The 20132-nt window shown below is 75.2% G+C and carries 19 protein-coding genes; 9 read left to right on the forward strand and 10 right to left on the reverse strand.

Annotated features, from left to right (window positions below; translation table 11 throughout):
* Nucleotides 1-33: 33 nt before the first annotated feature.
* Both H7H31_RS05150 and H7H31_RS05155 read right to left on the reverse strand, forming a co-directional pair.
* Nucleotides 34-981 (reverse strand): hypothetical protein, encoded by a 948-nt coding sequence (locus H7H31_RS05150; RefSeq protein WP_187063093.1) that lies wholly within the window; start codon nt 979-981, stop codon nt 34-36.
* A gap of 571 nt (nt 982-1552) precedes the next feature.
* Nucleotides 1553-3226 carry an FAD-binding dehydrogenase gene (locus tag H7H31_RS05155; protein ID WP_187063094.1) on the reverse strand — a complete coding sequence of 558 codons (1674 nt, stop codon included), beginning with the start codon at nt 3224-3226 and terminating at the stop codon, nt 1553-1555.
* Between the two features lie 159 nt (nt 3227-3385).
* Between H7H31_RS05155 and H7H31_RS05160 the strand changes: the two genes are divergently transcribed.
* The 6 genes from H7H31_RS05160 to H7H31_RS05185 all read left to right on the forward strand — a co-directional run bounded on the left by H7H31_RS05160 (nt 3386) and on the right by H7H31_RS05185 (nt 8469).
* Nucleotides 3386-3928, forward strand: a complete 543-nt coding sequence (locus H7H31_RS05160) for an NUDIX hydrolase (RefSeq protein WP_187063095.1) — start codon at nt 3386-3388, stop codon at nt 3926-3928.
* 262 nt (nt 3929-4190) lie between these two features.
* The gene (locus tag H7H31_RS05165) at nt 4191-4676 is read left to right on the forward strand and encodes a YidH family protein (protein WP_187059696.1); all 486 of its coding nucleotides are present in this window, start codon (nt 4191-4193) and stop codon (nt 4674-4676) included.
* On the forward strand, nt 4676-4987 hold the full coding sequence (locus H7H31_RS05170; protein ID WP_187059697.1) for a DUF202 domain-containing protein: 312 nt from the start codon (nt 4676-4678) through the stop codon (nt 4985-4987). Before H7H31_RS05165 ends, H7H31_RS05170 begins: the two co-directional genes overlap by 1 nt.
* A gap of 119 nt (nt 4988-5106) precedes the next feature.
* Nucleotides 5107-6045, forward strand: a complete 939-nt coding sequence (locus tag H7H31_RS05175) for an MBL fold metallo-hydrolase (RefSeq protein WP_187059698.1) — start codon at nt 5107-5109, stop codon at nt 6043-6045.
* 125 nt (nt 6046-6170) lie between these two features.
* Nucleotides 6171-7238 (forward strand): phosphotransferase family protein, encoded by a 1068-nt coding sequence (locus H7H31_RS05180; RefSeq protein WP_187117791.1) that lies wholly within the window; start codon nt 6171-6173, stop codon nt 7236-7238.
* Nucleotides 7239-7245: 7 nt separating this feature from the next.
* Nucleotides 7246-8469, forward strand: coding sequence for an acyl-CoA dehydrogenase family protein (locus H7H31_RS05185; protein WP_187062141.1), 1224 nt, complete (start codon nt 7246-7248; stop codon nt 8467-8469).
* 90 nt (nt 8470-8559) lie between these two features.
* Here H7H31_RS05185 and H7H31_RS05190 read toward each other — a convergent pair whose 3' ends face one another.
* From H7H31_RS05190 to H7H31_RS05205, 4 genes are all read right to left on the reverse strand, one after another.
* Entirely contained in the window at nt 8560-9159 is a 600-nt protein-coding gene (locus H7H31_RS05190) for a TetR/AcrR family transcriptional regulator (protein ID WP_217196953.1), read from the reverse strand.
* A gap of 76 nt (nt 9160-9235) precedes the next feature.
* A complete protein-coding gene (locus tag H7H31_RS05195; protein WP_187062142.1) occupies nt 9236-10903 on the reverse strand; it encodes a class I adenylate-forming enzyme family protein in 1668 nt (555 codons plus the stop codon).
* Nucleotides 10904-11008: 105 nt separating this feature from the next.
* Nucleotides 11009-11776, reverse strand: a complete 768-nt coding sequence (locus H7H31_RS05200) for an SDR family oxidoreductase (protein ID WP_176166531.1) — start codon at nt 11774-11776, stop codon at nt 11009-11011.
* A 236-nt stretch (nt 11777-12012) separates the two neighbouring features.
* On the reverse strand, nt 12013-12243 hold the full coding sequence (locus tag H7H31_RS05205; protein ID WP_187062143.1) for a hypothetical protein: 231 nt from the start codon (nt 12241-12243) through the stop codon (nt 12013-12015).
* A 569-nt stretch (nt 12244-12812) separates the two neighbouring features.
* Here H7H31_RS05205 and H7H31_RS05210 point away from each other — a divergent pair.
* Nucleotides 12813-13403, forward strand: coding sequence for a hypothetical protein (locus H7H31_RS05210; protein ID WP_187062144.1), 591 nt, complete (start codon nt 12813-12815; stop codon nt 13401-13403).
* Nucleotides 13404-13674: 271 nt separating this feature from the next.
* Nucleotides 13675-14139 carry a MaoC family dehydratase gene (locus H7H31_RS05215; protein WP_187062145.1) on the forward strand — a complete coding sequence of 155 codons (465 nt, stop codon included), beginning with the start codon at nt 13675-13677 and terminating at the stop codon, nt 14137-14139.
* Between the two features lie 81 nt (nt 14140-14220).
* Here H7H31_RS05215 and H7H31_RS05220 read toward each other — a convergent pair whose 3' ends face one another.
* On the reverse strand, nt 14221-14841 hold the full coding sequence (locus tag H7H31_RS05220; protein ID WP_176164809.1) for a TetR/AcrR family transcriptional regulator: 621 nt from the start codon (nt 14839-14841) through the stop codon (nt 14221-14223).
* Between the two features lie 249 nt (nt 14842-15090).
* Complete coding sequence (locus H7H31_RS05225; RefSeq protein ID WP_187062146.1) at nt 15091-16245, reverse strand: acyl-CoA dehydrogenase family protein; 1155 nt, start codon at nt 16243-16245, stop codon at nt 15091-15093.
* A 69-nt stretch (nt 16246-16314) separates the two neighbouring features.
* On the opposite strand from H7H31_RS05225, the gene H7H31_RS05230 reads away from it, so the two are divergent.
* Nucleotides 16315-16959, forward strand: a complete 645-nt coding sequence (locus H7H31_RS05230) for a TetR/AcrR family transcriptional regulator (RefSeq protein WP_187062147.1) — start codon at nt 16315-16317, stop codon at nt 16957-16959.
* 95 nt (nt 16960-17054) lie between these two features.
* Here the strand turns inward: H7H31_RS05230 and H7H31_RS05235 are convergent, their stop codons facing one another.
* Nucleotides 17055-18614, reverse strand: coding sequence for an alpha/beta hydrolase (locus H7H31_RS05235; protein ID WP_308284232.1), 1560 nt, complete (start codon nt 18612-18614; stop codon nt 17055-17057).
* 145 nt (nt 18615-18759) lie between these two features.
* On the reverse strand, nt 18760-19842 hold the full coding sequence (locus tag H7H31_RS05240) for a zinc-binding dehydrogenase (protein ID WP_187062148.1): 1083 nt from the start codon (nt 19840-19842) through the stop codon (nt 18760-18762).
* Nucleotides 19843-20132: the final 290 nt, after the last annotated feature.

Here is a 20132-nt window from a genome sequence, read left to right on the forward strand (position 1 = left end):
TCCACGGGAGTGCGGGGAGGTGCGAGGGGTGCGTCAGGGCGAGCCGAGCGCCGCGGTGCGCGCGGCGCGGAACTCCTGCTTGGGGTCGCGGTCGGCGTACGACCAGGGGGCCCGGGTGGCGTGCGGGCCGATGCGGTGGAAGAGGGCGGCGGCCTCGGCCAGGCGGCCCTCGTGGAACTTGGCGTGCGCCAGGTAGTTGAGGTCGATCTGCTGCCTCGGGTGGCCCTCGCCCTCCCACTCCAGCCACCAGTCGAAGGCGGCCTTCATCACCTGCCGGGCCTTGCGCGTGGACCAGTGTTCGGACTCGCGCGGGTCGCGGGGCAGGTGGCCGGCGGCGGCCAGGACGCGGTACCGCTCGGTGTGCGCCACCACGGGGAGCACGGCCAGCGGGGAGTCGGCCGGCGCCTGTTCGGCGGCCCAGTCGGCGAAGTCGTACACCTCGTGCAGCGGGTCGCCGCCGCCGGTGCCGCGCTCGGCGAGGTAGGTGGCCATCAGGTGGTGGGCGTGGTGGTGGTCCCGGTGCCGGGCGCGCACCTGGTCGAAGGCGCGCGCGCAGTCGTCCCCGCTGCCCAGCGCGCGGGCCGCGATGAGCTGTGCCAGCCAGGGCGAGGGGTCGGCCGGGGCCATCCGGGCGGCGACCAGGGCCTGTTCGCGCGCCGTCGCGTAACGCGCCTTGCCGCGCACGGCGCGCAGCGCGGTCGCGCAGGCCAGCAGGGCCGCGGCGCAGGCGCTGTCGGGCTCGGCGCGCTGCCAGTCGCTGGCCCAGGAGGCGCACGCGCTGACCTCGGCGAGGACGACGAGCCGATGTCCCCTGCGGTCCCAGTCGTCGCCGGTCTCGGCGAGCAGCGACCGCGCGGCGCCCCAGCGCCCCTGGGCGAGCGCGTTACGGGCGGCGGCCAGTGGGGCGTCGTCCAGCGCGGGGTCGAAGGCCAGTCGGTCCCTGCGCCACGGGCGGGTGAAGGGGCGTCGGGGAGGCGTCATCCGTGAAGTTCCTCCACAACGCTGTCACCTCCAGTTCCGCCGCGGCGTCAGCTCGCGCGGGGGTGCCCGGCCCATCGGTGGCCCCGGGTGCCAGTGCCGCCGACGGCGAATGATCACGGACAGCAAACCGGTAGTCACTGCTCTGCGTCAAGGCCGGAAGACGCCCCTCGGATTCCGTGACGTCCTCGTGTCCTGGGCGCTGGGCCAAACCTTCCCGAACCCTTATGCCGAACGCCCCGCGCCGGCCCCGGGTTCCCGCCGCGACGCCGCTGCTCACCGACGGTGCGCCGGCGGTGTCAGCGCGCAGTCAACTCGCGGCCCGGCGGCGGGCGTTGCGGCCGGCCTGCCGCGCGGACGCACGAGGTGGGGCCCGTTTCGGCGGCATGCCCTCCGGCACGTGGCGGGGCTCGCCCTACGGACGGCGCACCGTACGCGGTGGGCGGGTGCCGGGGGTCGGCCGGCGCGGCGGGCGGTACGGGAGGCGGGCGACGTGTCACGGCGAACGGGGGCGTGTTACGGACAACTAGGGGTCGAGTAGGGGGCGTGCTCCGCCGCGCCACGGCCGCCGGGCCTAGTCGACCGCCGCTGCCGCCGCGCGGCCCGCCGCGCGGCCGGAGAAGAGGCAGCCGCCGAGGAAGGTGCCCTCCAGCGCGCGGTAGCCGTGGACCCCGCCGCCGCCGAAGCCGGCGGCCTCCCCCGCCGCGTACAGGCCGGGCAGGGGCGAGCCGTCGTCGGTGAGCACCCGTGCGGAGAGGTCGGTCTCCAGGCCGCCCAGGGTCTTGCGGGTGAGGATGTTGAGCCGTACGGCGATCAGCGGGCCGGCCTTGGGGTCGAGCATGGGGTGTGGCGCGGCGGTGCGGATGAGGCGGTCGCCGAGATAGCCGCGGGCCCCGCGCAGGGCGGTGACCTGGAGGTCCTTGGTGAACCTGTTGTTCAGCTCGCGGTCGCGGGCGGCGAGTTCGCGGCGCAGTTCGCCCTCGTCGATGTGGCCGGACCTGCGCCGCGGGTCGGCCTCGGTCAGCTCGTTCATCCGGCGCACCAGGTCGGTCAGGTTGTGCTCGACGACGAAGTCCTCACCACGGTCCATGAAGGCCCGCACGGGGCCCGGCACGCCGCCGCCGGCCCTGCCGAGCACGCCGCGGACGCTCTTGCCCGTCAGGTCGGGGTTCTGCTCGGAGCCGGAGAGCGTGAACTCCTTTGCGATGATCTTCTGGGTGAGCAGGAACCAGGTGTAGTCGTAGCCGGTGCGCATGATGTGTTCGAGGGTGCCCAGGGTGTCGAAGCCCGGGAAGAGCGGCACCGGCAGCCGCTTGCCGAGCGCGTCCACCCACAGCGGGGACGGCCCGGACAGGATGCGGATGCCGTGCCGGGGCCAGATCGGGTCCCAGTTGGCGACGCCCTCGGTGTAGTGCCACATCCGGTCGCGGTTGATCAGGCGGGCGCCGGCCCGCTCGGCGACGCCCAGCATGGCCCCGTCCACGTACTCGGGCACCCCGGAGATCAGGTGTGCCGGCGGCATGCCGAGGCGGCGGGGCCAGTTGCGGCGCACCAGTTCGTGGTTGCCGCCGATGCCGCCCGAGGTGACGATGACCGCCTGGGCCCGCAGTTCGAAGGCGCCGGTGACCTCGCGACCGCTGGGCGTGCCGCGCTCGGCGCCGGAGGGCGCCAGCACCTCGCCGCTGACGGTGTCCAGGTCGCCGCCGGTGCTGGTGAGTCCGGTGACCCGGTGCCGGAACCGGAGGCGGACCAGACCGCGTTCCACGCCGGCGCGCACCCGCCGCTCGAAGGGCGCGACCAGGCCGGGCCCGGTGCCCCAGGTGATGTGGAAGCGGGGTACCGAGTTGCCGTGTCCGGTGGCGTCGTAGCCGCCGCGCTCGGCCCAGCCGACGACGGGGAAGAACCGCACGCCCAGCGCGCGCAGCCAGGCCCGCTTCTCACCGGACGCGAAGTCCACGTACGCCTTGGCCCAGCGGCGCGGCCAGCGGTCCTCGGGGCGGTCGAAGCCGGCCGTGCCCTGCCAGTCCTGCCAGGCCAGCGCGTGGCTGTCGCGGATGCGCAGCCGGCGCTGCTCGGGCGAGTCGACCAGGAAGAGGCCGCCGAAGGACCAGTGCGCCTGCCCGCCGAGCGAGGCTTCGGGCTCCTGGTCGAGCAGGATGACCGTGCGCCCCGCGTCGACCAGTTCGGCGGTGGCGGCGAGCCCCGCGAGTCCCGCTCCGACCACGATGACATCAGCGTCGTACGCCATGGTTTCCGTCCTCGTCGGGGCCCGCCCCTGCGGCACCTGGCCCGGTGGCCTGCGCCGGGCCGGGCGCCCGTCGCCCGCCCGATCCTCGTTACCCGCTGGTATGGCGTCAACCGTCCGGACGGGGTCTTCGCGTGGTGACGGTGCTGGTTGGATGGCCGCATGGCTGATGAGACGCCCCCGTCGGCGGATGAGGTACTGGACGTCGTGGACGAACGTGACCAGGTGGTGGGCCAGGCCCCGCGCGGCGAGGTCTACGCCCGCGGGCTGCGGCACCGCTGCGTGTTCATCCTGGCCAGGGACGCCGCCGGCCGCGTCTTCGTACACCGGCGCACCGAGCGCAAGCTCGTCTTCCCGGGGCTGTACGACATGTTCGTGGGCGGCGTGGTGGGGGCGGGCGAGTCGTACGAGGAGGCCGCGCTGCGCGAGGCCGAGGAGGAGTTGGGCGTCAGCGGGCTGCCCGCGCCGACGCCGCTGTTCGCCTTCTGCTTCGAGCGCCCGGGCAAGTCCTGGTGGTGTCACGTGTACGAGGTGCGCTGCGATCTGCCGGTCGACCCGCAGGTGGAGGAGGTCGCCTGGCACGCCTTCCTCACCGAGGAGGAGCTGGCGGCCAGGCTGGACGAGTGGGAGTGGGTGCCGGACGGCGCGGAGGCGTACGAGCGGCTGTTGGCCTGGCGCGCCGCCCGACCGGCGGACGCGGGCTGACGGGGCCGGCCGGGGGCCTGACGGCGTACGCGGCCCGGGGCTGACGCCGAACGGGGTCGAGCAGGAGGGTCTGGTGGCGCCGGGACGGGGGGCGGGACGCGCCGGTGAGCGCGCCGGGGGCGGGCCGGGGGCGGGCCGGTGACGCGTGGGTGATCGGGTGGCGAGGCGGCGGAGTCGGGCGCGTGCGCGCGGGCGACCTCGGGGCGCCGAGCGGAGTGGGCGGGGCTAGGCTCGGCGGCATGAACGTTCATGCTCTGCCGTCATGACCTCCCGCGATGCCCGTTCGTCCGCCGGCCAGGCCCCCGGTGGGCCCGGGCGCGGCCGGGAGGGCGCGCCGGCCGGCCGGCGCGGGCGCTGGCGGGCCGCGCGCGCGGAGGTCGGGCTGTGGTGGGCGCCGGCCCAGGTGCGGGCCGAGGGTCAGACGCCCGACTACCGGTTCTCGCTCGCCAACGAGCGCACGTTCCTGGCCTGGCTGCGCACGGCGCTCGCGCTGATCGGCGGGGGCTTCGCGGTGGACCAGTTCCTGCCGGACCAGGACCGGCCGCTGCGGACCGTGCTGGCGATCGCGCTGCTGGTGGGCGGCGCGCTGTGCGCGCTGCGCGCGGTCAACCACTGGCTGCGCTGCGAGCGGGCCATGCGCCGCGGTGACGACCTGCCCATCTCGCGCTTCCCGACCGTCCTCGCGCTGGCGGTGGGCCTGATGTCGGTGGTGATGGTGCTGGTCGTGGCGCTGGGCGGGGCCGGTTAGTGGACCGCCCGGCGCGCGATCCGGGCCTCCAGCCGGAGCGGACCCGGATGGCCTGGCGGCGGACGACGCTCACGGGCGCCGTGGTGGGCGTGTTGGCCGGCCGGCAGGCGGTGGTCGAGGGGCCACGGCCGCTGGCGGTGCTGGCGGTGGCACTGGCCGGGCTGGTGTGGCTGGCGCTGCTGGCCGTGGGGCAGCGCCGCATCCGGGCCCTGGCCGCGCCACGGCCGCCCGCGCTGTCCCCGCGGGCGGCCGTGGCCGCGGCCGGGTGCGCCGCGTTGCTGGGCGTGCTGGGCGTCGGCATGTTGTGGTAGCCCAGGCGTGCGCCGGCGCACTCGCACGGCGCGGGCCGGGAGCGCGGAGGTGCCCTTCCGGACGGGGTACTCGGCTGCGACGCTGAGCCGGCCAACTCGCAGGATTCCGGGAGGACACGATGTCCCACAGCAGCGCCGCCACCTGGGCGGCGGCCACCGAGCCCTACTCCGTCCAACTGGCCGCGGGCGTCCACGCGTACGTCCAGCCGGACGGCGGCTGGTGCCTGAACAACGCGGGGTACGTCAGCGACGGGCGCAGCACGGTGATGGTGGACACGGCGGCGACGGAGCGGCGGGCGCGGGCGCTGCGCGAGACGGTGCTCGCCAGCGGGGCGCCGCTGCCGCGGGTGCTGGTGAACACCCACCACCACGGCGACCACACCTACGGCAACTGGGTCTTCCTGCCCGAGGCCACCACCGTGGGGCACGCCGCGTGCCGCGCCGAGACGCTGGCCAGCGGGCGCCAGTTGCACGCGCTCTGGCCCGAGGTGGACTTCGGCACCATCGAGATCGCCCCGCCCACGCTCACCTACACCGACTCGCTGACCCTGTACGTCGGCGAGATCGAGGTGCGGTTGCACCACCCCGGCGTCGCGCACACCAGGGGCGACACCATCGTGTGGCTGCCGGAGCAGCGCGTCGTCTACACCGGCGACCTGGTCTTCCACGGCGGCACCCCGTTCGTGCTGATGGGCTCGCTGGCCGGCTCGCTCGCCGCCGTGGCCCAGTTGCGGGCGCTGGGCGCGGAGACGGTCGTGCCGGGGCACGGGCCGATCACCGGGCCCGAGGTGTACGACACGGTGGAGCGCTACCTGCGGTACGTGGGCGAGCTGGCCGAGCGCGGGCACGCGGAGGGCCGTACGCCGCTGGAGGTGGCGCGCGCCGCCGACCTCGGCGAGTTCGCCGCGTTGCGCGAGAGCGAGCGGCTGGTGGCCAACCTGCACCGGGCCTACGCGGAGCTGGAGGGGCTGCCGCCGGGCGCCCCGCTGGACGTGGCGGCGGCCTTCGCCGAGATGGCGGTGCTCAACGGCGGTCGCCCGGTGGCCTGCCACGCCTGAGCCGGGCCGATCACGGGAATCGCTGGACTCCATACCGACTGGTCGGCATCATGAGCGGGGTCCGCTGATCCCGGTGTCCGCCGTTCCCCGCGGGCCCCGCCCCCGACCCACCGGAGGAAGACCCGATGAGCGCAGGCAGCCCACCCCCGGGGCCCCCGGCCGTCGACGACCCCGGGGCCGCCGCTCCCCCGGGGCTCGACCTGGCGCGGGTGCGGGCCTTCGTGGAGCGCGCGCGGCCGGGCCTGGTGGACGGGCCGCTGCGGGCCCAGCTCATCGAGGGCGGCCGGTCCAACCTCACCTACGCCGTCACCGACGGGGCCACCCGGTGGGTCCTGCGCCGCCCGCCACTGGGCCACGTGCTGGCCACCGCGCACGACATGGGGCGCGAGTACCGGGTCATCAGCGCCCTGCACCCGACGCGCGTGCCGGTGCCCGAGCCGCTGGCGCTGTGCGCGGACGAGTCGGTGACCGGCTCCCCGTTCTACGTCATGGAGCACGTCGACGGCGTCCCGTACCGCAGCGCCGAACAGCTCGCCGAGCTGGGCCCGCGGGCCACCCGGGAGCTGCTGTTCGACCTGGTGGACACGCTGGTGGAGCTGCACGCGGTGGACCCGGCCGCGGTGGGGTTGGCCGACTTCGGCCGGCCCGACGGCTATCTGGAGCGCCAACTCCGGCGCTGGAGCAAGCAGTTGGCGCACTCCACCAGCCGGGAGCTGGCCGGCGTCGAGGAGTTGCTGGGCGGGCTGACCCGGGCGCTGCCCGCCTCGCCGGCGCCGACCGTGCTGCACGGCGACTACCGCCTGGACAACGTGCTGGTCGGCGCGGACCGCGCCATCGCCGCCGTCCTGGACTGGGAGATGTCCACGCTCGGCGACCCGCTGAGCGACCTGGGCCTGCTCGCGATGTACACGGAGCTGCCCGAGGTGCCGGACTCCCCGCTCAGCACCGTGCGCGGCGCCCCCGGGCACCCGTCGGGCGCCGAGCTGATCGAGCGGTACGCGGCGCGCTCGGGCCGCAACGTGGGCCGCGTCGCGTGGTACGTGGCGTTCGCGTTCTTCAAGCTCGCCGTGATCGCGGAGGGCATCCACTACCGCTACACGCTCGGGCAGACCGTGGGCGCCGGGTTCGACCGGGTCGGCGCGCTGGTCCCGCTGCTCGTCGACCGCGGCCTGACCACCCTTGAGGAGGGCTGAGAGCGCCATGGACTTCGCCTACGACGCCCGCACCGAGGAGCTGCGCGGCGCGCTGCTGGCCTTCATGGACGAGCACGTCTACCCGGCCGAGGCCACCGCGCGCGAGCAGCGCGCCGCGCAGGCCGACCCGTGGGTGCCGCCGCCGGTGGTGGCCCAGTTGCAACGGGAGGCGCGCGAGCGCGGGCTGTGGAACCTGTTCCTGCCCGGCACGGAGCACGGAGCGGGGCTGACCAACGCGCAGTACGCGCCGCTCGCGGAGATCACCGGCCGCAGCCCACAACTGGCCCCCACCGCGCTGAACTGCGCCGCGCCCGACACCGGGAACATGGAGCTGCTCGCCGAGTTCGGCAGCGCCGAGCAGCGGGAGCGCTGGCTCAAGCCGCTGCTCGCCGGCGAGATCCGGTCCGCGTTCGCGATGACCGAACCGGACGTGGCCTCCTCGGACGCCACCAACATCGAGACCCGGATCGAGCGCGACGGCGACGCGTACGTCATCACCGGCCGCAAGTGGTACATCTCCGGCGCGCTGCACCCGGACTGCCAGGTGTTCATCGTGATGGGCAAGACCGACCCGGACGGGGCCGACCCCCGGCGCCAGCAGTCGATGGTGTTGGTGCCGCGCGACACGCCGGGCGTCGAGATCCGCCGGGCCATGCGGGTCTACGGGTACGCCGACCACCACCACGGCGGCCACGCCGAGGTCGTCTTCGACCGGGTGCGGGTGCCGGCGGACCACCTGATCGGCGAGGAGGGCGACGGCTTCGCCATCGCCCAGGCCCGGTTGGGCCCCGGCCGTATCCACCACTGCATGCGGCTGATCGGCATGGCCGAGCGCGCCATCGAGCTGATGTGCCGCCGCGCCCTGTCCCGCACGGCGTTCGGCAAGCCGCTGGCCGCGCAGGGCCAGGTGCAGGCGTGGATCGCCGACGCGCGGGTGAGCGTGGAGCAGTTGCGGCTGCTGGTACTCAAGACCGCCTGGCTGATGGACACGGTCGGCAACCGGGGCGCGCACACCGAGATCCAGGCCATCAAGATCGCCACGCCGCGCACGGTGGCCGACATCATCGACCAGGCGGTGCAGTTGCACGGTGGCGGCGGCGTGGGCCAGGACTTCCCGCTGGCCGAGCTGTGGGCCGCCGCGCGCACCCTCCGACTGGCCGACGGCCCCGACGAGGTGCACCAGCGCTCGCTGGCCCGCCGCGAGTTGAAGCGGTACGCGACCGGGGACTGAGCCACCCCTCCCCCGGCGGCCCGCGCACGCCAGGCCGCCGGGGGCTGACGGGCCCTCTCTCGGGGCGCGGGCTCGCGGGGTGGGACTGGCTTACGGGCGCAGGGCGCGCAGCAGCAGGTCGGCCAGGTGGTCGGCGACCTGCTGCGGGGTGAGCGGGCCGTCGGGCCGGTACCAGGTGCCCAGGTGGTGCACGGAACCGAAGTGGTAGTCCACCACCAGGTCGGCGGGGGTGGCGTCGCTGAAGACGCCGGAGCGCTGGCCCTCCTCGATCAGCGCCCGGAACCGCTCGTGGTAGCGGCGCCGCTCGGCCCGCACCTGCTTGTGCTTCTCGGGGCTGAGCTGGTGCATGGACCGGAAGAAGATCTTCGTGTCGTCGAGGTTCTCGATGGTGGTGACCACGACGTCGGCGGCGGCGTCCCGCAGGCGCCGCTGCACGGGCGCGTCCGCGTCCGCGAGCGCGTCGAGCCGCTCCTGTTGCAGGCGCAGCACCCGCCCGTACACCTCGTGCAGCAGGTCGTCCTTGGAGCCGAAGTAGTGGTAGAGCGCGCCCTTGGTGACGCCGGCGGCCTCCACGATCTCCTGCACCGAGGTGCGGTCGTAGCCCCGCTCGGCGAAGAGCCTGGTGGCGGCCTCCAGCAGCCGTCGCGGCACCGGCACCGCTCTCGCGTCGCCGTCCGTCGCCCTGGTCATCGCCGCCACCTGCCCCTCGTTCCGTACCACCGCGGCCCGCCCGCCTGTCGTGCGCTGCCCGAGCGCGCCCGGCGGCTCACCCCGCCTCGCGCAGCTCCCGCCGGAGGATCTTCCCACTCGTCGTCTTCGGCAGCTCCGGCAGTATCTCCACTACGCGGGGGTATTTGTACGCGGCCAGCCGGTGCGCGCAGTAGGCCACGAGGTCGCCGGGCGCCGTGTCGTGCCCGGCGCGCAGGCTCACGTACGCCTTGACCGACTCGCCGCGGTAGGCGTCGGGCACGCCGACCACGGCCGCCTCCCGCACGGCGGGGTGGGTGTACAGGACGTCCTCCACCTCGCGCGGCCAGACCTTGAACCCGGAGGCGTTGATCATGTCCTTCTTGCGGTCCACGACGTACAGCCAGCCCTGCCGGTCCATGAACCCGACGTCGCCGGTGCGCAGTTCGCCGCCGGGCAGCGCGGCCTCGCTCTCCCTGGGCCGGCGCCAGTAGCCGGGCACGACCATCGGGCCGCGCACGGCGATCTCCCCCAACTCGCCGAACGGCACCTCGGCGCCGGTCTCGTCCAGGACGCGCACCACCGTGTCGGGCCCCGGGACGCCGACGGCCAGGGTGCCCGAGGCCGGGTCGACGGGGGCCCGCCGGCCGGGCGGGACGCTGGCGCAGGGGGCGCTGCACTCGGTGAGGCCGTAGCCGTTGTGCAGGTAGGGGCCGAGGCGTTCCTCGAAGGCGGTCACCAGGGCGGGCGGCAGCGGCGCGCCGCCCGAGGAGATGACCGCGAAGGAGGCGAAGTGCTCGCGGGTGGCCTCCGGGCGGGCCAGCAGGGCCATGAACGCGGTGGCGGGCCCGACGGTGTAGGCGGGGCGGTGCTCGGCGAACGCGTCCAGGACCACGCCCGGGTGGAACCGGTAGGTGAGCGCGAGCGTGCCGCCGGCGGCGAGGCAGGCGGACAGCTCGCAGACCAGGCCGGTGATGTGGAACAGGGGGGCGAGCGCGAAGTAGGTGGAGCCGGCCGGCAGCTCGTGCCCGACGCGCTGCCGCTCCGCGTTGTAGACCAGGTTGCCGTGGGTGTTGGTCGCGCCCTTGGGCGCGCCGCTGGTGCCGGAGGTGTAGCAGATCAGCGCCGGGTCGCCGGGGGCCGGCTCGGGCGCGGCGGGCGCGACGGACGCGGTGGGCGCGACGGGCGGGCCGCTGGCCGCGGCCAGCAGGTCGGTGGCGTCCGCGGGCGGGGCCGGCCGGTCGGCGGGCAGTACCCGTGCGTCGTCGCGGCGTTGGAACTGCGATTCGCGGGCCGTGAGCACGACGCGTACGGGCGAGGCGGCGGCCGTCTCGCGCAGGTACGCCTCCCACGCCAGGTCTGCGCAGACCAGCGCGCTCACCTCGGCGTCGGCCAGGATGTGCGCGCACTCGGCCGCCTTGTACATCGGGTTGACCGGCACGGCGATGCCGCCGGCCTTCCAGATGGCGAGCAGGGCCAGCACGAAGTGCGGCGAGTTCTGCAACACGATGGCCAGTCGCTCGCCCGGCCGGAAGCCGCGGGCGGCCAGGTGCGCGGCAAGCGCGTCCGAGAGCCGGTCCACCTCCCGGTAGCTGAGCCGCCCGTCGAAGTAGGCCAGCGCGGTGCGTTCGGGTGTGGCGCGGGCGGAGTCCCGGAAGGCGTGCAGCACGCTGGGCCGCGGGCTGACCGGGCGGCGCTGGGCCGCGTTGAGCTGGGACAGCCAGGGCTGGTCCTGGTAGGAGGTCATCGGCCACTCCTGGTCGGTCGGCCGCGCCTGGCGGGCGCGGGGCTCGGTAGCGGGCTCCCGGGTGCGTCGCTGGCGGCGGGTGCCGGCGGCGGGGCCCGCCGGGGGTCACCGCCCGGCCGCGCCGGGGAGCTGTTCGACCTTCCGCTGGAGGTGGTTGATGCTCTCCAGCCAGCGGTCGGGCGCGGTGGCGCGGGCGGCGTAGTAGTCGGCCACCTCGGGGTGCGGCAGGATCAGGAACCGTTCCTCGGCGATGCCCTGGAAGAGGGCGTCGGCGACCGCCTCCGGCTCGATGGCGGTGGGCGCGAGCACCAGTTCGCCGGTGGGTCCGGTGCCGGCCAGCATGTCCGTGCGGACGCCCTGCGGGCAGATCGCGTGCACCCGGATGCCCCGGTGCCGGTAGGTGGCGGAGAGCCATTCGGCGAAGGCGTACGCGGCGTGCTTGGAGACGCTGTACGGGGCGGAGCCGACCATGGTGAGCAGGCCGGCGGCGGAGACGGTGGACACGAACCGGCCGTGCCCGCGCTCCAGCCAGCCGGGGACCAGCTCGCGGGCCGCGCGGACGTGGGCCATCACGTTGACGTCCCAGGCCGCCGCCCACAGCGCCTCCTCCGCCTCGGGGCCGCCGACCGGGGCGACGCCGGCGTTGGCGCAGAAGACGTCGACGGCGCCGCCGAGCGCGTCCCGCGCGGCGGGCAGCGCCTTCGACGCGTCGCCCGGTACGGCGGTGCCGTCGATCTCGGCGGCCACGGCCCGCGCCTTGTCGGCGTCGATGTCGTTGACCACGACCCGGGCGCCGCGCGCGGCGAAGCCCCTGGCGAGCGCGGCCCCGATGCCGCCGCCCGCCCCGGTCACGACCACTCCCGCGCCCCGCATGGTCTCCACGATGTGCCTCTCCCCTGGTCCCGGCCGCCGGCGACGCGCGCGGGCCACCGACCGCCCGCTGTCCGCCAGCCGGCCGGCCGCCGCGTACGTACGCCGCGTACGCCGCGTACGCCGCGCGCTCAGCGCAGACTAACCGGTCGGTATGGCGTACGAAAGGGCGCGGGGGATGCTGGTCGGCGGGGCGTCTGGCCGGGGCGGGGCCGGCCGGGGGCCGTGACCGTGGCGGGTCAGCGCGCCGCGCTCACGCGCCGCTCGTGCTCGGCGGCGGGACAGCGCCACAACACGTTGAGCGGGTGGTCCCGGGCCAGCGCCGCCCGCTCCCCGCGTCGGGCGAACGCGCCGGAGGGCAACCGGAGTTCGGGCCCCGTCTCGTCGGCCAGCGTGAGCGGGCGCAGGCCGGCCGCCTCGGGCAGGCGTCCGTTGGCCGTGGCCTTCGCGATGCCCTGGGTGACTAGCACGCGGCGTTCTCGACCAGGCCGGAGCGCGGCAGTTCGAAGCCGTGGCCGGCTCGGTGGACCAGCCTCGCCCGGCGCCGCCGTGGCAGAGCGCGAGCCCGGCGACGGAGTGGAGCCGGAACCCGGTGGCGTGGGCGTCACCCTTGTGGTGGCGTCCGCGCCGCCGTGCGGGGCCGGTGCCCGTCGCGCCCGACCCGGTCGCGCGGCCTCGCCCCGGCGCCCGGTTCCGAGTGGCGCGCCGGACCGGTGCGGTTTGCCCGGGATGCGCGCGGGTAGCCGCCGACGAGGGCGCCGTGACGGCCGCGTACGGACGCCGACCCTCGGGCTCGGAGCCGTGCGGGCGGGCGGGCGGCACGGCCCACGGCGATCGGGTGTCGCACGGGCGCGGCGGTGCCGTCCGCCCCGCCGCGGACGACGCCGCGTCACGTCGCTCGCGCCGCGACCCCCTGCGGGCGCGGGGCGGGTCCACGGGCGGGACGCGCTGGAAGACCGAGCGGAAAGATGGAGCCAAATCGCGGCGGGCCACGTCCATTGAGCATCGGGTCTGGTCCGCATGTCGGAGGTGGAATGCTTTGGCCGGTTTCAGAGCACTGGCACGAGAGGTTCGCGATCCACGGAACAGCGTCGCGCTGCGGCGCACCTCGCTCCGTAAATGCCTGGAGCGCTTCGCCCCGTACGGGCACCGCGCCACCTGGCACCACCTGTGCGTCCGCACCGGGATGCGGCCGGGAGACCGCGATCCCGATCCGGCGCGCCTGGTGGCGGCGCTGACGGAGCTTGAGGAGGCGCGGGAGGTGTGGCTCGCCTACGAGGCGGAGTTCGCCGCCCGGCGCAGGCGCGAGAAGCACGACGGAGTACGCCAACCGGGCGCCCTCGACGACTGGCACCGACTCACCTGGGGCGGCTGCGAGGTGGTCCGGTGCGCCGATCCCGAGACGCACCCCGCCAAGCCGTTGCCGCAGGTGCTGCGGCAGGTCATCGCGGCCATGGAGGCGCCGGACGAGGCGGCCGGCGGCTGCCCCGTGTGCGGGCAGGACCGCATGATCTGGCAGAGGCTCGCCGGCCGCGCCTGGGAGCCCGGGCCGGTCTGCGCGAGCTGCGGCATCGTGGTGCCGCGCCCGGTCGTCGCGCCCAGGGCCCCCGCGCTGGCGGGCGCGCGCTGAGCGCCGCGTGGCGAGCGGCGCGCCGCTCGGGGTGGGGCCTGGCGGTGCGCCGCCCGGCGTGTGCCGGGCGGGCCGGGGCGGCTGCCGGGCCGCGCCCGCGCCGGCCGGCTCCCGCCCGGTGGCGCACGCCCGCGCGTCCCGGGGCACGTTGACAGTCCCGCCCCGGGCCAGCATGCTGAGCAACCGCTTAGTCCACGGAGTACGGGCGCGGGCGCTCCCCGTGTCGGTACGTGCGCCGCCAGCACGGCACGGCACCACGGGAGGCATCGCCATGGCACCACCCCGGATCTTCACCTCGCTCGACGAACTGCGCTCCGCGGTCGGCACCGAGTTCGGGCCGAGCGACTGGCTGGAGGTCGACCAGCGGCGGATCGACCTGTTCGCCGAGGCGACCGGGGACCACCAGTGGATTCACGTGGACCCGGAGCGGGCCGCGACCGGCCCGTTCGGCACGACCATCGCGCACGGCTACCTGACGCTGTCGCTGGTGCCCGCGTTCATGCCGCGACTCTGGCGCGTCGAGGGCGTCCGGATGGGCGTGAACTACGGCGTGAACAAGGTGCGCTTCCCGGCCCCGGTGCCGGTCGGCTCGCGGCTGCGCGCGACGGCGAAGATCACGGAGGTCGCCGAGGTCAAGGACGGCGTCCAACTCACCACGGTCATCACGATCGAGCGCGAGGGCGGCGGCGAACGCCCGGTGTGCGTCGCGGAGTCGGTCGCCCGCTTCTTCCACTAGCCGCCACGGCGGCCCCGCCGCACCCCGGGTCACGTGCCCGTCGCCCCCGGGCTGGGCTACCTGCCCGCCGCGCCCCGTGGACTACGCGCCCGCCGCGCCCACCATGCGCAGGGCCAGGGCCGCGTACGAGTCGCCCACCTCGTCCGGACCACGGCGGCCCTCCGTGCTGAACCAGCGGGCCACGTCGATGCAGAGGGACAGGACGGCCAGGGTCGTGCCCGGCACGTCGGTGACGTCGAAGTCGCCGGAGCGCACGCCGTCCTCGATGATGCCGCGCACCGCCGCGTCGGTGGCCCGGCGCATGCCGACGATCTCGGCCCGGTGCTCGGGGCTCAGCGCGTCCAGTTCGTACTGCACCACGCGCGCCGTGGTGTGGTGCTCGGCGTGCCAGCGGACGAAGGAGCGGACGGCGTCGGCCAACCGCTCGGCCGGGCTGCCGTCGGCGAGTGCCGGGCGTTCCAGGATGTCGAGCGCGAGCCGGTGGCCGACCAGGCTGATCTGGTAGAGCAGTTCTTCCTTGGTCTTGTAGTGGATGTAGAGGGCGGCCGGGCTCATGCCCGCGCGGCTGGCGATGTCGCGGGTGGTCGTGGCGTGGTAGCCGCGCTCGGCGAACGCCTGCACCGCGGCGATGACCAGCCGCCGGGCGGCGTCCGGGGCGATGTCGGCCCACTCTTCCTCGGACTGCTGCGCCTGCGCGCTCATGCAAGGCCCCGCTCTGCCAGCCCGCCACGGACCCTCCGCGACGGGAGGCTCACCCTACCGCGCGGGTGAGCGGTCGCTTAGGCTCGCGTTCCGCGCCGCCGGCCAGGGCGGGCCGCCGCGACGACGGTCCGGCAGCGGTCCGGCGGGGCCTGGCCCGATCCGGTCGTAGTCCGGTCGCCGTCCGACCCCGAACACGTCCCGGTCGCGGTCCGAGACAGTCAACGCTGGCCGATACGCCCACGTAACCGGTCAGAACGCGGCGACGCCGGTCAGCTCGCGGCCGATCAGGAGCTTCTGGATCTGACTGGTGCCCTCGTACAGGGTCATCACGCGCGCGTCCCGCAGCAGCTTGCCCACCGGGTACGCGTCCACGTAGCCGTAGCCGCCGAAGACCTGGAGCGCGTTGTTGGCGCACCGTACGGCCGCCTCGCTGGCGTAGAGCTTGGCCACCGACGACTGGGTCGCGAACGGCAGTCCGCGCTCGATGTGGTCGGCTACCTGCCAGGTCAGCAGGCGGGCGGCGGCCACGTCGACGGCGATGTCGGCGAGCAGTTCCTGTACGAGTTGGTGGTGGGCGATGGTCTTGCCGCCGAACTGCTCGCGCTCGCCCGCGTAGGCCACCGCCGCGTCCAGGCACGCCTGGGCGATGCCCACGCAGCCGGCCGCGACCGACATCCGGCCCTTGGCCAGCGCCGACATGGCGACCTTGAAGCCCTGGCCCTCCTCGCCGACCAGCGCCGAGGCGGGCACCCGCACCCCGTCGAAGGTCAGCTCCGCGGTGGCCTGGCCGCGCAGCCCGAGCTTGCCGTGGATCTCGCTGCGGCCGAGCCCCGGCGTGTCGGTGGGCACCAGGAAGGCGCTGATGCCCCGGTGGCCGGGCTCGGGCCCGGTGCGGGCGAAGAGCAACACCACGTCGGCCCAGGTGCCGTTGGTGATGAACGTCTTGGTGCCGTCGATCACGTACGACGCGCCGTCGCGCGCCGCGCGGGTGGTCAGCGACGCGGCGTCCGATCCGGTGCCGGGCTCGGTGAGCCCGAAGCAGCCCACGGCCTCGCCCGCGCACAGCCGCGGCAGCCACTCCCGCTTCTGCGCCTCGCTCCCCCAGGCGGCGATGGACTTGGCGCACAGGCCGAGCGAGACCGACAGGATGCCGCGCACCGCCGAGTCGCCGCGCCCGAGTTCCTCGGTGACCAGCGCGTACGAGAGGTGGTCACCGTCGGAGCCGCCGTAGCGGGCCGGGATGGTGAGGCCGAGGAAGCCGAGCGCGCCCAGCTTGGGCACGATGGCCCGGTCGACCTGCTCGGCGCGGTCCCACGCGGCGGCGTGCGGCGCGACCTCCCGGTCGACGAAGTCCTTGGCCAGTTGGCGCACCGCGCCCTGCTCGTCCGTGAGCTCCAGGTCCATGTCGCCGCCCCAGGGAGTGCGCTTAGTGAGCAGTGCTAGTTTTTGTGTGGCGGCTCTACTATGTGGCGCATGGCCCGCCCCCGCAAGCCCCTGCTGAGCCGCGAGAGAATCGTCACGGCCGCCCTCGCCCTCGTGGACGCCGAGGGCTTGCAGGCCGTCTCGACCCGCCGGCTCGCCGCCGAACTCGGGGTCAGCGGGCCGTCGTTGTACAACCACTTCCCGAACAAGGACGAGATCCTGGACGCGGTCGCGGACACCGTGGTCGCCGAGGTCGACCTGTCGATGTTCGACGCGGGGCGCGACGGCCCGGACCACTGGCGCCCGGCGCTGCTCGCCTGGGCCCGCTCGTACCGGGCGGCGCTCACCGCCCACCCGCACATCGTGCCGCTGCTGGCCCAGGGGCCCGGGCGGCGGCCGACCGGGCTGCGGATGGCGGACGCGGTGTTCGGCGCGATGGTGCGGGCGGGGTGGCCGCCCGCCCACGCGACGCGGGTGGGGGCGCTGATGCGCTACTTCGTCGCCGGGTCCGCGCTCGGTTCCTTCGCCCGCGGTTTCGTGGACGACCCGCGGGCGTACGACCCGGCGGCCTATCCACACCTGGGCCAGGCCCACCTGCTGGCCGAGCGGCAACAGCAGGTGGACGAGGGCGCGTTCGAGACGGGCCTGACGGCCCTGCTGGACGGGCTCGAGCTCCAGTTCCAGCGGCTGCCCTGAGCCGGGCGCGGGACTGGGACACGGACTAGGTCGGGTCGGGGCACTCCGCTCTCCGACCCGACCGGCGCGCGGGCGCTACCGCCCGTCGGCGCGCGCTACTTCTGGCACGTCACGTCCGACCCGGGCAGCCTTCCCGTCCGAAGGTAGGCGTTGACCTGGTCGTCCACGCAGGCGTTGCCGTACTCGCCGAACACCCCGTGGTGGTTGGCGCCCTCCAGGGTCACCAGCCGGGAGCTGGGCAGCATGCCGCGCAGGGCCTTGCTGCCCTGGTAGGAGGTACGGGGGTCGCCGGTGGCGGCCACGATGAGCGCCGGGGTGTCGCGCTCCACCCGGACCGGGGCCTCGCGCGGCATGTCCGGCCAGAACGCGCAGGGGTTGACGTTGTTGGCCATCGGCCCCATCAGCGGGTAGCGCTCCCGGCTGCGCTGGACGTCGCGCCAGTACACCTCGGGGTCGCGCGGCGCCGTCCCGTCGCCGCACAGGATGGCGACCTGCGCGCTGCCGTACCGCGACTGCTTGCCCGTCAGGACGAAGTCCAGCATCTCCGCCAACTCGGGCGTCGGCTCGACGCGCTCGCCGCGCGCCGCGCGGGTGAGCACCGAGAGCTGGCCGGCGAGCGCGTGCCGGGCCGGGTCGCGGTCGTCGGCGGCGCCGGCGAAGGCGACCATCGGCACCGTCGCGTCGTCCACCCGGTACGCGTCCGGGCCCGAGCCGACCACCAGCGGGCGCACCGCCGCGGCCCGCGCGGTGCGCTCGACGGTGCGCAGCACCCGGGGCCCACTGGTGCCGAGGCCGTAGGTCGCGTGGTGCCGCGCGGTCCACGCGGCCCAGGCGCGCAACGCCCGGTCCCCGATCTCCTCCCGGCCCTTGAGCAGGCGGGGCCGGTACTCGCGCGGGTCGATGGCCCCGTCGAGCACCACCCGGTCGAAGCGGCCGGGGAACATCTGGGTGTAGGCGGTGCCCAGGTAGGTGCCGTACGAGTAGCCCAGGTAGGAGATCTTCCGCTCGCCCAGCACGCCGCGTACGACGTCCATGTCGCGGGCCGTGTTGCGGGTGGTGACGTGCGGCAGGACGGCACCGTGTCGGGTGGAACAGCGCCTGGCCAGATCCTTCTGGTGGGCGACCTGCCGGTCGAAGGTGGCCCGGGTCATGCCGGCCGAGACCAGCGCGGTGCCGACGGGCCAGCCGCAGTCCAGCGGGGTGCTGCGGCCGACGAACCGGGGGTCGAGGCCGATCAGGTCGTAGCGGGCGGCGTTGTCGCGCATCGCGGTCCGCGCCGCCAGCGGGCTGGTGAGCGAGGGGCCGCCGGGGCCGCCGTCGTTGAAGACGATCGGGCCGACGCGGTGGGCGGTGTCGGTGGCCCTGATCCGGGAGAGGGCGACGGTGATGGTGCGGCCGGTGGGGCGCGCGTAGTCCAGCGGAACCGTGATGTCGGCGCACCGGGCGCCGGCCTTCTCCAGTTGCCGCCCGTCCTCGTCGTCGGGTCCGAGCACGCAACTCTTCCACTGCGGGCGCTGGTCGTAGAAGCGGGCGAATTCGCTCGTCGCGGCGGGCGGGCCGCCGTGGGCTGCGGCCGGTGAGACGGCCGTGGGCACGGTGGCCAGACAGGCGGCGAGCGCTATGCCCGCCACCGCCGGCCTTGTCATCGCATGCATGACAGCACGCTAGGACGCGCGCCCGGGGCCGCGCGCTGGTGCTGTCCCCCGCCTCGGAAAGGGGGACAGCACCAGCTCGCGGGGCGCGGGGGCGACCGCCGCGCCCACAACCGCCGTACGGGGCGCTCCCGTTGCCAACGGCGCGTCAGAAGACGATGAGCGCCCGGCCGCCGCGGCCCGCGAGCATGGCGTCGAAGGCCGCCGGGATGCCTTCGAGCCCGATCCGGTCGGTGACCAGGGCCGACAGGTCGAGCCGTCCCGCGCGCACGTGCTCCGCGATGGCCGGCAGGTCGCGGACCGGGTCGCTGTTGCCGTAGACGCAGCCGGAGAGGGTGCGGCCGAAGTAGAAGAGTTCCAGCGCGGAGAACGTCACCTGCTGGTCCTTGCCGCCGATGCCCACGACGGTGGTCCGGCCGCCGCGCCGGGTGCTGGTCCAGGCGGCGCGGATGGTGTCCGCGCGGCCCACGCACTCGATGGCCACGTCGGCGCCGTACCCCTCGGTGAGGGCGCGCACCCGCTTGCCCGTGTCGTCGCCCGCTATCAGGAAGTCGGTCGCCCCGGCGGCTCTCGCGAGCTCCTCCTTCTCGGGCGAGATGTCGACGGCGATCAGCGGTCCCGCGCCGGCGATCCGCGCGCACTGGAGCACCGCGAGGCCCACCCCGCCGACGCCGAAGACCACGACCGACTCGCCCTCGACGACCTTGGCCGCGTGGAAGATGGCCCCGTATCCGGTAAGCACCGCGCAGCCGAGCAGCGCCGCGTCCACCAGTGGCACGCCGTCCGGCAGCGGCAGCACCGCGTGCGCGGGCACCACGGTCTCCTCGGCGAACGCCGCGGTGCCAAGGCCCGGGTAGAGGGCGGTGGAGTCGGCCGCGAGGGTGGCGTACGGGGTGTCGGCCGCGGCGCCCGCGTGGGCGCACAGCCACGGCTCGTCCAGCGCGCAGAAGTGACAGTTCCCGCACGAGGGTGCCCAGTTCAGGACGACGCGGTCGCCGGTGTCCACCGTTGTGACGCCCTCGCCCACGGCGCTGACGACCCCGGCCCCCTCGTGCCCGAGCACGGCCGGCACCTGCTGTCGCAGCGTGCCGTTGGACAGCGACAGGTCGGAGTGGCACACGCCGGCGGCGGTGAGCTTGACCCGGACCTGTCCGGGGCCCGGCTTCGGGAGGTCGATCTCGGTGATCTCCAGCGGAGCGTTGACTGCGGTGAGTACAGCGGCGCGAACCACGGTTTCTCCTAGGGGCACAGGCACGGTGTGGGGGTGGGGCGTTGGCCCGCCCCCGTCGCCAGCGGGCCGATGGACCCGGCGCCGACGGGGTGGGCGGACGGACGGGGTGCTCCGGCGTGCGCGGGTGCGCACGCCGGTTCGAGCAACACGACGGTGCGGATCGTACGGCGACGGAGCGGCCCAGCACAGCGTGCACCCGGCCGTACCGGACGGTCCGGTTCGGTTATGTCCGGTGCGCTACGGTGCGGGCGCGCTCACGGCGGGCAGGCGGCCGGCCCGGGGTGCGGGGG

The sequence above is a fragment of the Streptomyces buecherae genome, assembly GCF_014295035.1.
Lineage (GTDB): Bacteria > Actinomycetota > Actinomycetes > Streptomycetales > Streptomycetaceae > Streptomyces > Streptomyces youssoufiensis.